Raw genomic sequence first — 14,896 nt, forward strand, 5'->3', positions numbered from 1 at the left:
GCACGTTTTTTATTTCCAAAAATAAAGCTCGGTGTTAATCTGATTCACTAGGCGTGGATGCCTAAAACTTATAAAAAACAAATCGCAAAGCACTTGCATACAAAAGAATAAAGACGCAGTGAGGGATAAGCATGCGTGGAGTCGCAATTGTACTCATCAGTAGTTTGGCATTGCTGGGGTGTCATGGTAAGAAAGCCGTCGTTGAGCCTACACAGCCAATCAGCACTTTAAAAAATATCGATCTTGAAAAAAAACCGGGCTTCGTCGAGCAGCATCGTATCGGTATGTTCACCATTGGCGGTTGGGTCAATCAAAAGCAGGGCAACCAGTTTCAGACGGTGAAACCGCAGCATGATGAAGCCGCCATCGTGTATTTATACCGGCCCGATTCTAGATGGAACCGTCAGGAAATTGTCGCTGCCAGCCTGTTTATCAATCAAGAGCATATTCCAAGCTTATTGCATAATCATTATTACTGGATTGAGGTGCCTGCAGGGACCTATCGTTTGAGTACCAGCCGGCCATTAGGCGCGCTGCATTTCCAGAAGCCTAAATATCTGGATTTTACTGTCGAAGCGGGACAGTCTTATTTTATTAAATATGATGAAGAGAATATTAGTACACGCCGGAGTGTTTCCGGACCGCTCATGCTGATGCCGGAAAAAGTTGGCCTGAATGAAATTGCTTTTACTCAGCTAAAATCAGACAGTTTTAACTTTGTGGCACAAGATCAGGAAACAGGCCAGATTCGTAAAAAAGCCCAAAAAATTGAACCGACTGCTTATGATCCATCATTAGATGTACAGCTAAAAGCACCTTTTAAACTTTGGGATCCGCGGACTTGGTAATGGACATTTTATTGAGAAAATATAATAAAAAAGCACCCTGAATGGGTGCTTTTTTATTGCAGTCAAAATTAGCCTGCAGCAGCGTCAACTACTGGAATCTTGCCAATTTTTGCTTGCCAGATTTTAGGTGCAGTCGCGTGAATAGAAGTACCATTCACATCAACTGCTACCGATACCGGCATATCTTTTACGACAAACTTGTAAATTGCTTCCATACCCAGGTCAGCAAAGGCAACCACTTCAGCTTCACGGATGGCTTTAGATACTAAGTAAGCAGCACCACCGACAGCCATAAGGTAAGTCGCCTGGTTATCTTTAATGGCTTCAACGGCAGCAGGACCACGGTCTGCTTTACCGATCATGCCGAACATGCCAGTTGCTTCAAGAACTTGACGCGTAAATTTATCCATACGCGTAGCCGTTGTTGGACCTGCAGGACCAACTACTTCATCACCGACTGGATCGACTGGACCTACGTAGTAGATAAACTTGCCTTTCAAGTCAACAGGAAGTTCTTCACCGTTGTTCAGCATGTCGACCATACGTTTGTGCGCAGCATCACGACCAGTATAAATTGTACCGTTTAGAAGAAGCGTATCGCCTGGTTTCCAAGCATTCATTTCTTCTTGCGTGATGTTGTCCAGGTCAACGCGTTTAGACGTTGAAGAATCCCAAGTCACAGATGGGTAGTCTTCAAGTTTTGGTGCCTGAATATGTGCAACACCCGTACCATCAAGTGTGAAGTGTGCATGACGCGTCGCAGCACAGTTCGGGATCATACCGACTGGTTTACCAGCAGCGTGACATGGGTAATCTTTGATTTTGATGTCCAGAACAGTCGTTAAACCACCAAGACCTTGTGCACCAATACCCAAAGCATTTACTTTTTCGAAGATTTCGATACGAAGCTCTTCCATTTTGCTTTGTGGACCACGACGAAGCAATTCGTCCATGTTGATCTCTTCCATCAATGCTTCTTTCGCAAGCATCATGGCTTTTTCAGCAGTACCACCGATCCCGATCCCCAGCATGCCTGGTGGACACCAACCTGCACCCATCGTTGGAACAGTTTTCAGTACCCAATCCACGATTGAATCAGATGGGTTCAACATTGCCAGTTTAGATTTGTTTTCTGAACCGCCACCTTTGGCTGCCACAGTGATATCTACTTTATTACCAGGCACAAGCTTGTGGTAAATCACGGCAGGGGTGTTGTCTTTGGTGTTCTTACGACCAAATGCAGGATCAGCTAGAACTGATGCACGAAGCACGTTCGAGTTTTCTAAATAACCCTGACGTACGCCTTCATTGATTGCATCATCCAGGCTCATGGTTAAATCGAATTTAACGTCCATGCCCACTTCAACAAATACGTTGACGATACCGGTATCTTGACAGATTGGGCGGTGGCCTTCTGCACACATGCGTGAGTTAATTAAGATTTGTGCGATCGCATCTTTAGCAGCTTTGTTCTCTTCACGATCATACGCACGGCTCATCGCTTGGATAAAGTCTTGTGGGTGATAGTAAGAAATGAACTGAAGCGCATCTTTAACCGATGTGATCAAGTCATCTTGCTTGATAATAGTTGTCATACAAATATCTCTTGAGCGGGCTGATAGCTAGCGGGCTAAATTATAAGATAAAAGAATCGGGTTGTGGGCATTTTGGGCGAGCATTGGCCGAAAGTTTATAGTTTAAGCAATCTGAGCAAGGACTTGAGCTATTCTATGAGTCAAATATGACAGCAAGTTGTCATATTTTGTGTCATATTTCAGATTAAAAATACGCATAATTTTTATTATTTTGACATAAGTAATTGAATTTTATTATTTATTTAAAATTTAATAAAAAACCAGATTGTCATATAACTGTCATAAAACTTTTACATAATGCAGCTATCAACTAAAGGAGATCCTAACAATGGTTACAGGTATTTTGATGGCAGCTGGTTTTTGTGTATATATCGCTGCAACTTGGATGTATGGCCAGAAAGAAGAGCAAGCCTAAGCTTTATCTTCTTTTTTATTTTAAGACCTCAAAGAATTAACCTATCTTCAAATCTTCAAATCTTCAAATCTTCAAATCTTCAAATCTTCAAATCTTCAAATCTTCAAATCTTCAAATCTTCAAATCTTCAAATCTTCAAATCTTCAAATCTTCAAATCCAGTTCATCAAACTATAAAAACATTTGAAAACTCAAATTTAAAAAGTATCTTTCCTATAGCTTACTCAAGCCATGTTGACCATTTACATTTTTAACCCAGAAAAACTCAAAGCCTGAAAACCCTTACACATGCGGTATTTTTTATTGCTTAGACTGTTTCTCTCAACTTCTAGAAACAGGCAAGTAGAATGAACAATTTTAATGCAAGTGATATTAAAGAACATGCTTCAGTCATTGCTTCATGTGGTACTCAAGTCGGGAAGGTGGACCATTTAGAAGGTCAGGATTCAATTAAATTAACAAGAAGTGATGATGAAAATAATGAGCACCATCTGATTCCCTTGAGTTGGGTAAGCGAAATCAAAGACGATAGCGTGGTGCTCAATAAAACGGCGGAAGAGGTACGTAAAGAGTGGACTACCTTATAAGAAATTAAAGTTAGTGGACTGAAAAGCAGGGCTGCTTCAGCTTAATTTTTTATGTCACAGACTTTATGAGTAACCGTTGAAAATGCCAGTTCGAAAGACTGGCATTTTTATTGTTTATTAAAACGAGATAATGATCGCGTGCTGAATTTATTGAAGCTATGAGTGTTTTTTTATAAAAAAACCACCTGATTTTTCAATCAGATGGTTTGGAAAACTTAAATTCAAGAAGTATTAAGCTTCTTGCTGCTCGGCCTGAATCGCGGTTAAGGCAATGGTAAACACGATGTCATCGACCAAGGCACCACGCGACAGGTCATTCACAGGCTTATTCAAGCCTTGCAGCATTGGCCCGACACTGACTACATTGGCAGCACGTTGTACCGCTTTATAGGTCGTGTTACCGGTATTCAGATCCGGGAAAATAAATACATTCGCACGTCCAGCCACTTGTGAATCAGGTGCCTTTTGGCGCCCCACGCTTTCCACCGATGCTGCATCATATTGTAATGGCCCATCAATCAACAGGTCAGGACGACGTTCTTTGGCAATGCGTGTAGCTTCCGCGACTTTTTCCACATCAGCGCCAGTACCCGAAGTTCCTGTCGAATAGGAAATCATGGCAATGCGTGGATCTATACCAAAGGCTTTGGCAGAATCGGCGGACTGGATTGCAATTTCTGCCAGCTGTTCTGCATCAGGGTCCGGATTGATCGCACAGTCACCATACACATAGACTTCATCTGGCAACAGCATAAAGAATACGGAAGATACCAGTGAGTAATCCGGAGCAGTCTTAATCAGCTGGAAAGCAGGACGTACCGTATTCGCCGTGGTATGCACTGCACCCGACACCAAACCGTCAACCTGATCCAGCGCCAGCATCATGGTGCCAAGTACTACTGTATCTTGCAGTTGTTCACGGGCCTGTAGTTCGTTGAGCTTGCCTTTACGCAGCTCCACCATCTTGTCGATGTAGTTTTCACGCACCAGATCCGGATCAAGAATTTCCAGATCTTCAGGCAATTCAATACCGCGAGCTTTGGCTACTTCTAGCACAGCTTCAGGCTTGGCCAGCAAAATACACTGTGCAATACCACGCGCCTGACAAATGGCCGCAGCCTGTACGGTACGCGGTTCATCACCCTCTGGCAGTACAATACGTTTTTTCGCAGCAATCGATTTCTGTACCAGTTCATGACGGAAAGCGGAAGGTGACAGACGTGGCTTATAAGAACCATTCAACATTTGATTCAGCCATTCCGGATTGATATGGCTTGAAACAAAACGTGTCACCTGATCTGCACGTTCGGTATCATCCACTGGAATTTCATTGCTGAGATTTGCCAGTTTTTGTGCGGTTTCAAACGTGCTGAGTGGTGTATGTAAAATCGGTAAACCTTGCTTGATGGCAGCCTGGCAGAATTCCAGTACATGATCATTTGGCTGTTGATGTTCAGTCAGCACCAGACCGGCCAAAGGAATCCCATTACTGCTAGCCAGACTACTTGCCAGTAATACATCAATCCGGTCAGAGGCACTAATAATTAATTCGCCAGCTACAAACTTATGTAGTTCATGTTCAATATTGGCTGAAATCAGACTACTGTGTTGCACACGGCGCTGTTTGGCTTCGCCTTCATTAATCCAGTAAGCAGAAATATGGGCAGCCAGATCAGACATACGCGGCACACTTAAGGTTTTACTGAAAGGCACCAAGCCAATCACTGGCAATTTTTCAGAGCCAATATGCGGATGCGTCTGCCGAATGGCGGTGATAAATTCTGCGGTTTCAGCTTTAAGGCGTAAATCCGGATTCAGCGTGACAGGAATCTGCGCAGATTCTTCAGGTAGACCCTTGGTGCGCATCAACATGATACCTGCCAGACGGGTAGAGCTGGCGCCACCAAAATTACGCAGCTGATGTTCAACTTTATCTGCGGTTTGGCTTGGCTGCTGAATATTGGCATTGCTGACGACAATAACTTTGGCATCCAGTGCTTGTGCCAGTGAAGCATTCAAATCATCGGCAAAACTGTCCTGAGTATTTGGCAACAGCCCTTCGACAATAATCAGGTCATGCTGTTTAGCAATTTGACGATGCAGACGCACCGCTTCTTCAAGCAATTCATCCTGTTCACCCAGATTGATCTGCTGCAAGACTTTGCTATAACGGATAGGTTCAACCGTTTCACTTTGAGAAATATGACGATACAAAGCCGTGGTGCGGTCTTCGATTTCATTCAATTCCTGGGCAAAAGGTTTCAGGAAACCAGCTTTTACCCCTTGGCATTCCAGTGCATAAATCAGGCCCAAACATGCAGAAGTTAAGCCTACGCCTTCCCCCGTGGGAACCAATAAAATTGTTTTCATAAATTATGTCAGTCGCAGAATAATAAAAATCATTGAAAAAGAAGCTAAAGCCTGCTTATGCAGGCATTACCTCAGCTTGAGACTTTTTTGCAGTATTGCGCTCCACTTCAAGTTCAACCACACTTTGAACTTCCCGCGCAATACGGCCTTCTTCATCTGTTGGCACTACCCAGATTTGTGGGCCTGTACCTGAATCAATTCGGCCTTCGGTACCGCGTTTCAGCTCATTATTAGCATTTTTATCCAGACTGAAACCGAAATGAGGCAGGTAAGTCATGGTTTTTTCGCGGATATACGCTGAGTTTTCGCCAATGCCGCCAGTGAAGAACAGACCATCAAGACGTGGCAGACCACAGCTCAACGCTGCCAGAGACTTAGCTAAACGGTAGCAGAATACTTCAATCGCCAGTGTGGCATCTTCATTGCCTTGTTCTGAAGCTTCAATCAGGGTACGCATGTCATTGGACAGATCAGACAAGCCCAAAAGACCACTTTGGCTATTCAGCATCTTGTCAATTTTATAAATATCCCAACCCAGGTTTTTCGCCAGGAAGCTGTGCAGACTTGGGTCAACATCGCCACTGCGTGTGCCCATAACAATACCTTCAAGTGGAGTTAAACCCATTGAGGTATCTACACTTTTCCCATTCCAAACGGCACAGGTCGAGCTACCATTACCTAAATGCGCGGTTAACCAGCCACCTTGTTTGAAACTGCCTGCCAGTTCAGAACCACGCTCTGACACATAGGCATGACTAGTCCCGTGGAAACCATAGCGACGCACACCATGGGCGGTATATAAAAATTTCGGCAGGGCATAACGATAAGCATGCGCTGGCATGGTTTGGTGGAAGGCAGTATCAAATACCGCAACCTGTGGTAATTCCGGGAATAAACGTTTAGTGGCTTCAATGCCAATCAGGTGTGCCGGATTATGTAATGGTGCAAGCGGCGTTGCTTCACGAATTTTTTCAATAATCTCGTCATTGATCAGTTCAGCCTTGGTCAGGCTGCCACCATGTACGACACGGTGACCGATCGCGTCCGGACGGTAGTTGGCCAGACGTTCCAGACCCACTTCGAGTGCTTTTTTGTGGTCAGCAAATGGAATGTGGATATCGACCGGCTCATTGCCAACTGTCACACCTTTAATGCGAGCATTCTCTGTGCCTAAGTTCTCAGCTAAACCATGAATACGGAAATTCTGCTCCTCAAGAAGTAATGCAAACTTGATTGAAGAAGAGCCACAATTAATAACTAATACTGATTTAGACACGATTGATTACCCAATTTTTAATTAAAATTCTCGTCCATTTGCTTGACCCAATTGCGAACAATGAAGCAGCAATCCAGATCAATGAATATGTTTTAACATTTGTTTTTTTTCTGTCCTAGATAGACTTTAGCAGATTAGACTTAAGCATTATCGACCGATTTAACAATAATAACTAAAATTTATCAGTTCATAGTTTTCATTTATAAATAAAATGATGCTGAAAATATAATCAATATCAACAAAATTCTAAATCCTGCTTAAAGTTTATTTTGCAACAGATTAATTTTTAAGTTTAGCGCCTGAAAAGGCAAATATTGTTTCTAAATACAATTCTATAAAGAGATTCATTAATAAAATGACCCGAAGGTTCTAATCCATCTATTTCCGTGTCAATTTTTCTGTCCATAAAAAAACAGCCTCATAAATGAGGCTGTTTTAAATGCGCGATCTGAATACTTATTGGCGAATCTGACCATCACCAAAGACAATCCATTTCTGCGAAGTCAGGCCTTCAAGTCCGACTGGGCCACGAGCATGGATTTTATCGGTCGAAATCCCGATTTCTGCGCCTAAGCCATATTCAAAACCATCTGCAAAACGAGTAGAGGCATTGATCATGACCGAACTTGAATCTACACCTGCCAGAAATTCACGTGCCAGACTGTAGTTTTCCGTAATGATGGAATCGGTATGATGCGAGCCATATTTGTTGATGTGCTCAATGGCTTCTTCTATACCAGAAACAACTTTGATCGCCAGAATCGGACCCAGATACTCGGTATACCAGTCTTCTTCAGTGGCCGTAATAACTGCATCTCCAAGAATACGCTGGGTTTCCCGGCAACCACGCAGTTCAACTTTTTTCTCTTGGTAAAGCTCTGCGATGCGTGGCAAGAATTCTTCAGCGACTTTTTCATCGACCAGCAGGGTTTCCATGGCATTACATACACCATAGCGATGGGTTTTGGCATTGAGCGCAATAGGCAATGCTTTCAACAAATCTGCTTGAGCTTCCACATACACATGACAGTTGCCATCTAAATGTTTAATGACCGGTACGCGTGCTTCCTCGGTAATTCGTTCGATTAGGCTCTTGCCGCCACGAGGCACAATCACATCCACATATTCGGTCATGGTAATCAACTGGCCCACTGCAGCGCGGTCAGTCGTATTCACGACCTGTACGGCAGCCTCAGGCAAGCCTGCGACTTTCAGGCCATGCTGAATCGCGACTGCAATTGCCTGATTCGATTCCAGAGCTTCTGAGCCGCCCCGTAAAATAATGGCATTGCCTGATTTGAGCGCGAGTGATGCCGCCTCCAACGTGACGTTAGGACGTGACTCGTAGATCATGCCGACCACACCCAAAGGCACACGCATCTTGCCCAGTTGAATCCCGGATGGGCGATAAGCCATATCACTAATTTCACCAATCGGATCTTTCAGGCCAATGACATCTTTCAGGCCCTGTAACATACCTTTAAAGCGCGCGGGGTTGAGTTCTAAGCGATCAAGCAGGGCAGGGTCCAGATTGTTATTATGCGCCTTAGTCATATCTTTCTGGTTAGCAACCAAAATAGCAGCTTGGCTATTTTCCAAAGCCGTATAAATAGCGGATAACGCATTATTTTTAGTTTGGGTGGACGCGCGAGCCAAAATGCGAGACGCTTGGCGTGCCTGCTGTCCTACCGTTTGCATGTATTGTTCAATAGACTCTTGCATAGCGGTTTGATCACTTAGAAATTTCATTTCGATATTAACAGCCTGCTGCTGCACAATGAAGCCCATCTATTAAAAATCATCCGTTTTCGCAGACTTCTAAACATTTTGAAATTGTTTTCTGTTTAAAAGTAGATAAGTGGTCACTGAAGCGGTTGCTTGTGAAAAGCAGCTCTGTATAGAATGAAACACGCGGCATTGATGTCATTTATAATTATTAAAGAGCAGGATGCGTGTTCAGGCACACCGGAATGCGCCTGAAATATAAGATCTGTTAAGCATGACTTGCACAATAAAAATAAGGCAAGGACGGAGGAAAAGGAATATGAATTCCATTATCCACATGGACACCCATGTATTGGAACAACATAGCCACGATGGTTTTTTTGATCTTTATGATAAGCACAGTTTTAAGCAGCCGCCACGTACGACCTGGATGGACGGCTGGAAAATCGAATATATGGCGATCGCCCGTCCGGATACCTTACATTTAAGACCCATGGTGATTATTGGGGGAGCTTTCCAGAATTTTAATTCCTACAAATACTGTGTAGAACAGCTTTTTGATGCAGGTCCCATCATTCTGATTGACCTACCGTCCATGGGGGCCAACCAGCAGATTAGTAATGTCGATACGGGGCTGTCTGCCGGAACACTGGAGCTTGAAGACCTTGCTGCGATTCTGGGGCGCTGGCTGGAACAGATGCAGCTGCCGCAAGTGGCAATTCTAGGCATGTCCTTGGGTTCAGTGGTGGCTTCCTGTTTGGCAGATCAGCGTCCTGAACTGGTCGATCGGATGATCCTGATGGGTGTGATGCAGAAAACCCGTAAAAGCTGGCGGATGCTGCTGGAAGAGTCTTTGCATCTAATGAAAGAACAGCGTATGGATGAATTTGGTCAGGCCGTCATTTTGTACCTGGTGAATCATGCACGTTTAACAGAAACCCGGATGTCACCGACTGCAAAGCGTTTGTTCTTTAAACAGATGGCGGAATTTACGGCCACCGAACAGGATCGTTATGATATCAATTGCAACCGTTTATTGCGTCTGACCAATGTGCCGATTCCACAGTGCAAAGTGCTGGTGGCATGTGGGCAATATGACAGTTTTACCTTGCCACATGAGAATGCCAATTTTGCCCTGCAATGTCCGAATATGCAGTATGTACAAATTGCAGGCGCCGATCATGTACCGCAGTTACAACGTCGTAAAGAAACCATGCATCTGTTTGCAACCTTCTTACGTGATGAACCGGTTGATCAACTAGACGGCATTATTCCGTTCACTCGCGAACAGATACAGCAGCTTGAACGTCGCGGTGAAGAGCGGATTCAGGTGCAAGACTCACAGCGGTTCCTCAGTCATCGTCATTCTGATCTCATTTTAAAAGCAGAGATCGTGGACATGAATTTCTTTGGGGTATTGCTGGAGTTAGATGTAGAACAGGCAGTATGCGCAACAGCTTATCCACGTGATCTGGCCTTGCATCTGGAAGATGAAGTTGGGGAATTTCAGATTGAGTGCCTGATCTTTGAACAGGATGATACTCAGCTGCGTGCTTTATTCAAACATGGCAGTTTTGAAGTCGCAGAACGCTTATTACGCTTTGTACAAATGCAAAAAGTACTGTCACAAACTGAAGTATTTGATGCAGCAATTTAAAAAACAGCAGCATTAAAAAACAGCGTACTTAAACGCTGTTTTTTTTCACGGCATGAATCATCCAGACCAGATCACCTAAATGTTCATCCTGTTCATGAGTCGGGTTTGGCTGATGAGGCTCGGCAAAATAACGTTGTGGTTGTTGTACCTCAACCTGGTCAAATCCTGCATCTTGAAAAAAGTGCTGTAGTTCTTGAGGGGATTTAAAATGAAAGGTAAACGCACTTCGAGACATGAATTTAAGCAGACGGCTACTGCTCCAGATAAAGTTCGCTAGTTTATTTTTCACCGGTTCGGGGTAAATATCGCTGAGATAGTGAACTGCCGGGAAATACTGTGCATTTTCTGTAATACCCTGCATCAGAATGCGTAACATCTGCTGATCAAAATAATTAATCAGTCCTTCGCTAATGACCACTAAGGGCTGGCTGCGGTCAAACATCTGAAAAATACAGTCCAGCTCTTCACTAAAAATATCGGCAGTCAGGACTTCAGGTGCATGCTGATCAATTTGCTGTAAAGCCTGCGTTTTGATTTTGGCCATATCGGGCAGATCCAGTTCACGATAATTAATCTCTGGAAATTTCTGTCTGAAATTCCAGCTGCGTGGAGATAGTCCGCAGGCAATTTCAAGAACCTGAAGTTGTGGGTGTTGCTCAATTAGTTGACACAAATGCTCATCAATCATCTGATGGCGCTGCTTAAGTGTAGTCCGCATGCTACCGCCGACATGGCGTTCTGCCCAGGATTCAAGTGGATGGAGCAGTTTGGCCAGAAACTTGCCTTTGGATGTAGCAAAGGCTGGATGTGAGATTCCCATTTGATACCAGATATAGCCGGTATAGTGCGCCGTAAAAGAAATATGGCGATGTTGCGAAAGTGAATCTGTCATATTGTTCTGACCTTATTGTTATTTTTAAGTTGATTAAATAATTGTGTAACCTTTTCATTACTATAATTAAAAAGGAACACCTTGTCGTGTTCCTTTTTTATATTGATTGGATTTAAAAAGTTTTAGCTGGATTGCTGTTTAAATGCCAGTATTTCATCACGGATATTGCGCCATGCTTCTCCCAGTTCCAGCTCTGCACCAATCTGGATGTTCGGGATGTTGCCGCGCATGCGTTCCAGACGTTGCTGGTTCGGGAGGGGCAAATCTTCAATTCCTTCCAGTGCAATACATTGTGCTGCACGGTCATTGCAGACCAGACCCATATCACAACCCGCTTTGAGTGCGGCCTGAATTCGGGCATCGGCACCGCCTGCGACACATGCGGCCTGCATGCTTAAATCATCCGAGAACAAGACGCCGTCAAAGCCCAGCTCCTGACGTAAAACCTTCTGAATCCAGAATTCCGAGAAGCCTGCCGGATTAGGATCAACCTGACTATAGATGACATGAGCCGGCATCAGCGCATCCAGTTGTGGTTGCAGTTGGATAAATGTTTGCATATCTTTTTGCTGGATTTCTGCATAGGAGCGCGTATCAATTGCTGCAGCAACATGTGAATCCGCTTTGACTGAGCCATGACCTGGGAAATGTTTACCAGTTGAAGCCATACCGGCACGTTTCATACCTTTTAAAAATGCGCTGGCGAGTGGAATAATGTCCTGAATATTTTGGGCAAAGCTACGATCACCGATTACATCACTGATGTCATTCAGGTCCAGTACCGGTGCAAAGCTGAAATCAATGCCAACAGCCAGCACTTCAGTCGCCATCAGCCAGCCACACTTTTCAGCCAGTTCAAGGGCACGCTGTGGATCGCTCGTATAAAGTTCGCCAAATTTACCCATGGCAGGCAGCAGGGTAAAGCCTTGTCTTAAACGCTGTACACGACCGCCTTCCTGATCGACTGCAATTAAAATATCAGGACGCACCTGACGCATATGATCGGTCAAAGCACGGACTTGCGCCGGAGATTCGATATTGCGACCAAATAAAATCACTCCACCGACTTGCGGCGCACTTAATAGTTCAATATCTTCTTGAGTGAGGGTTGTGCCTGCGATGTCGAGCATCAATGCGCCAATCATATGCGGAATCCGTTTTAGAGTTTTTCGGAGAAAACAATACCTGAATTCTGCAATGATTTGCTACACTTTCTCAGCACAGAATATGATAAAACTACACGACATAAACATATTAAGTTGTTTAAGATGCTGAATACGTTAAATTCTGGTCGAAAAGCAACACGGTCACATTGGTTTCTAGGCCAAGGAAGTACGAATTATTTATGAAATTTCAAACTATAGCTTGCGCAGTTGCGATTGCGACAGGTGGATTCTTTTTTACCCATGTAGTGAATGATGCGATTGCGGCCAATAGTAATGAAGTGGTCAGTAAAGCAATTCAGCCATCTCAAGAGCAGGCGCTGGTGTCACGTCAGCTGGCAACCCTGGTTGACCGTCAGCATTATTTAAATATGCGTCTGGATGCCCAGACTTCGCAGCGTATTTTTGATTTCTATATTGATAGTCTTGATCCGGAACACAGTCTGTTTCTGGCCCCAGAAGTTGAAAACTATAAGAAACGCTATGGTGCCAATTTTGGTGCCAATCTGAAAGCCGGCAATTTGTCTGGCCCTTATGAAATGCATGCGCAATATCAACAGCGCTTGCACCAGTTCTACACCTATATGTTGAATGAGCTGAAAAAACCGCAGAATCTGAATCAGCCAAATGTTTATATCGAAACGGATCGTGAAAAAGCGCCGTTCTTTAAAACTGAGGCTGAACAGCGCGCGCATTGGTCGAAAATGCTGGTGTCTCAGCTGATCAATTTGACCATCAGTAAAGAAGAGGAATTGGCCAAGCAGAAAGCCCTGAAAGCCAATCCGGAACTGGCGAATGGACAAGACCTGACGGGTCCTGAAGATCTGACGCCTGCGCAAACCTTGACCAAGCGTTATACCCGTCAGCTGGAACGTCTCAGCCGCATCAAGAGCGATGATGTGCTCGACAAGACACTGAATGCAATGATGCTGACTTATGATCCACATAGCAATTACTTCCCGCCTGTGGATGCGATGGAGCTGAATCGTCAGACGACTTTACAGCTGGAAGGCGTCGGCGTATCGATTCGCCCGGAACGCGGCAATGAAGATTACACCAAAATTGAAACCATCGTTGAAGGTGGTCCGGCCAGCAAATCCGGTCAGGTCAAATCAGGGGATCGTATCATTGGTGTGGCCCAAGACGGCGAACAGATGGTCGATGTCATTGGCTGGCCAAGTAATGAAATTGTCGGTCTGATTCGTGGTAAACGTGGCACGAAAGTCACTTTACGCTTACTCGGTGCGGGTGCTGCCATGGGGCAGGCCCGTAATGTGACTATTACCCGTGACGTGATTCAGGAAGAAGATGCCGGTGTGCGTACACGTGTAGTCGACATTCAGCGCGATGGCAAGAAATATCAATATGGTGTGATCGAAATTCCGTCATTCTACCTGAACTATCGCGCACGCCGTGCCGGTACGGATTATCGTTCGGTATCCGAAGATACCAACAAAGCCTTGAAAGAGTTGGCAGCGAAGAATGTTGCCGGGATTATTGTTGATTTACGCAATAACCCGGGTGGTTCACTGGAAGAAGTGGCACGTATGCTAGGGCAAGTAATCAAGTCTGGCCCAGTGGTGCAGATCCGTGATGGCAATGGTAATGTCAGCGTCTTTGAAGATGATGATGGTGGTGCACAAACTTATGCGGGTCCATTGGCAGTGATGGTGAATCTGGCCTCTGCATCGGCCAGTGAAATTTACTCTGCTGCGATTCAGGATTATGAACGCGGGATTGTGATTGGTAGTACCACCACCGGTAAAGGTACAGCACAGGTGCAACTGGATAGTTTAGCGCATGGTCAGGCGACGCTGACGCAGCGTAAATTCTATCGTGTGACCGGTGGTAGTACCCAGAATAAAGGGGTTGTTCCGGACATTAAACTGGTCGATATTTATAACGAAGAGTTTGGTGAGCGTAAGGCTAAAAATGCCTTGCAGTGGGATACTATTCCAACGGCACCATTTAAACGTGAAGGGGCTGTACAGAAATACGTTCCTGAATTAGCTAAACTTTCTCAGCAACGGGTCACACTGGATTCTCAGTTCAAGTATTTAGAACAGCGTAAAGCCGTGATGAAGAAAGCCGAAGAAGAGAAACGTCAGGTACTGGACTTGCAACAGCGTAAAGCTGAGTTGATTGCCATGGAGCAAAAAACGCTGGACGCAGAAAACACTCGTCGTGCTGCAACAGGTCTGAAACCTTATCCAAACTGGGAAAGTTATCAGGCTTCACTGGATGCCTTGATTGAAACGCGTGCCAAGATGAAGGCCAAAGAACGTCCGGCTCTGCCTGAAGAAGAAGCGTTTGTGATTGAAGCGGCAAATGTGTTACTGGACTATGCCAAATTACAAGCAAAACCCTAA

Annotated in this window: 10 protein-coding genes; 4 read left to right on the forward strand and 6 right to left on the reverse strand. The window is 44.6% G+C overall.

What is annotated here, in order from left to right; genetic code table 11:
* The first annotated feature begins 131 nt into the window (after window positions 1–131).
* Window positions 132–848, forward strand: a complete 717-nt coding sequence (locus AC1IR0_RS07475; RefSeq protein ID WP_191112051.1) for a DUF2846 domain-containing protein — start codon at window positions 132–134, stop codon at window positions 846–848.
* 68 nt (window positions 849–916) lie between these two features.
* Here AC1IR0_RS07475 and AC1IR0_RS07480 read toward each other — a convergent pair whose 3' ends face one another.
* Window positions 917–2,443, reverse strand: a complete 1,527-nt coding sequence (locus tag AC1IR0_RS07480; RefSeq protein WP_409651876.1) for a fumarate hydratase — start codon at window positions 2,441–2,443, stop codon at window positions 917–919.
* A gap of 761 nt (window positions 2,444–3,204) precedes the next feature.
* On the opposite strand from AC1IR0_RS07480, the gene AC1IR0_RS07485 reads away from it, so the two are divergent.
* Window positions 3,205–3,444, forward strand: coding sequence for a DUF2171 domain-containing protein (locus AC1IR0_RS07485; RefSeq protein WP_004729548.1), 240 nt, complete (start codon window positions 3,205–3,207; stop codon window positions 3,442–3,444).
* Between the two features lie 231 nt (window positions 3,445–3,675).
* On the opposite strand, the gene pta is transcribed toward AC1IR0_RS07485, so the two are convergent.
* From pta to AC1IR0_RS07500, 3 genes are all read right to left on the reverse strand, one after another.
* Window positions 3,676–5,814 carry a phosphate acetyltransferase gene (pta, locus tag AC1IR0_RS07490; protein WP_409651879.1) on the reverse strand — a complete coding sequence of 713 codons (2,139 nt, stop codon included), beginning with the start codon at window positions 5,812–5,814 and terminating at the stop codon, window positions 3,676–3,678.
* 55 nt (window positions 5,815–5,869) lie between these two features.
* Window positions 5,870–7,090, reverse strand: a complete 1,221-nt coding sequence (locus tag AC1IR0_RS07495) for an acetate/propionate family kinase (protein ID WP_005103172.1) — start codon at window positions 7,088–7,090, stop codon at window positions 5,870–5,872.
* A gap of 456 nt (window positions 7,091–7,546) precedes the next feature.
* Window positions 7,547–8,812: a glutamate-5-semialdehyde dehydrogenase gene (locus AC1IR0_RS07500; RefSeq protein WP_004278400.1), complete on the reverse strand. Its 1,266-nt coding sequence runs from the start codon at window positions 8,810–8,812 to the stop codon at window positions 7,547–7,549.
* Between the two features lie 322 nt (window positions 8,813–9,134).
* On the opposite strand from AC1IR0_RS07500, the gene AC1IR0_RS07505 reads away from it, so the two are divergent.
* Window positions 9,135–10,472, forward strand: coding sequence for an alpha/beta fold hydrolase (locus tag AC1IR0_RS07505; protein WP_409651884.1), 1,338 nt, complete (start codon window positions 9,135–9,137; stop codon window positions 10,470–10,472).
* 28 nt (window positions 10,473–10,500) lie between these two features.
* Here AC1IR0_RS07505 and AC1IR0_RS07510 read toward each other — a convergent pair whose 3' ends face one another.
* Both AC1IR0_RS07510 and nagZ read right to left on the reverse strand, forming a co-directional pair.
* Entirely contained in the window at window positions 10,501–11,364 is an 864-nt protein-coding gene (locus AC1IR0_RS07510; RefSeq protein ID WP_409651887.1) for a class I SAM-dependent methyltransferase, read from the reverse strand.
* A gap of 122 nt (window positions 11,365–11,486) precedes the next feature.
* The gene (gene nagZ / locus AC1IR0_RS07515; protein WP_409651890.1) at window positions 11,487–12,509 is read right to left on the reverse strand and encodes a beta-N-acetylhexosaminidase; all 1,023 of its coding nucleotides are present in this window, start codon (window positions 12,507–12,509) and stop codon (window positions 11,487–11,489) included.
* Window positions 12,510–12,709: 200 nt separating this feature from the next.
* Here nagZ and AC1IR0_RS07520 point away from each other — a divergent pair, with 200 nt between their 5' ends.
* Window positions 12,710–14,896: a carboxy terminal-processing peptidase gene (locus tag AC1IR0_RS07520; protein WP_114542262.1), complete on the forward strand. Its 2,187-nt coding sequence runs from the start codon at window positions 12,710–12,712 to the stop codon at window positions 14,894–14,896.

The sequence above is a fragment of the Acinetobacter sp. 129952 genome (genome assembly GCF_056642055.1).

Excerpts from the sequence above, each read along its gene's own strand:
- AC1IR0_RS07480 (WP_409651876.1), bottom strand. The coding sequence starts at position 2,443 with ATGACAACTATTATCAAGCAAGATGACTTGATCACATCGGTTAAAGAT.
- AC1IR0_RS07475 (WP_191112051.1), top strand. The coding sequence starts at position 132 with ATGCGTGGAGTCGCAATTGTACTCATCAGTAGTTTGGCATTGCTGGGG.
- AC1IR0_RS07520 (WP_114542262.1), top strand. The coding sequence starts at position 12,710 with ATGAAATTTCAAACTATAGCTTGCGCAGTTGCGATTGCGACAGGTGGA.
- AC1IR0_RS07505 (WP_409651884.1), top strand. The coding sequence starts at position 9,135 with ATGAATTCCATTATCCACATGGACACCCATGTATTGGAACAACATAGC.
- pta (WP_409651879.1), bottom strand. The coding sequence starts at position 5,814 with ATGAAAACAATTTTATTGGTTCCCACGGGGGAAGGCGTAGGCTTAACT.
- AC1IR0_RS07500 (WP_004278400.1), bottom strand. The coding sequence starts at position 8,812 with ATGCAAGAGTCTATTGAACAATACATGCAAACGGTAGGACAGCAGGCA.
- AC1IR0_RS07510 (WP_409651887.1), bottom strand. The coding sequence starts at position 11,364 with ATGACAGATTCACTTTCGCAACATCGCCATATTTCTTTTACGGCGCAC.
- AC1IR0_RS07485 (WP_004729548.1), top strand. The coding sequence starts at position 3,205 with ATGAACAATTTTAATGCAAGTGATATTAAAGAACATGCTTCAGTCATT.
- nagZ (WP_409651890.1), bottom strand. The coding sequence starts at position 12,509 with ATGATTGGCGCATTGATGCTCGACATCGCAGGCACAACCCTCACTCAA.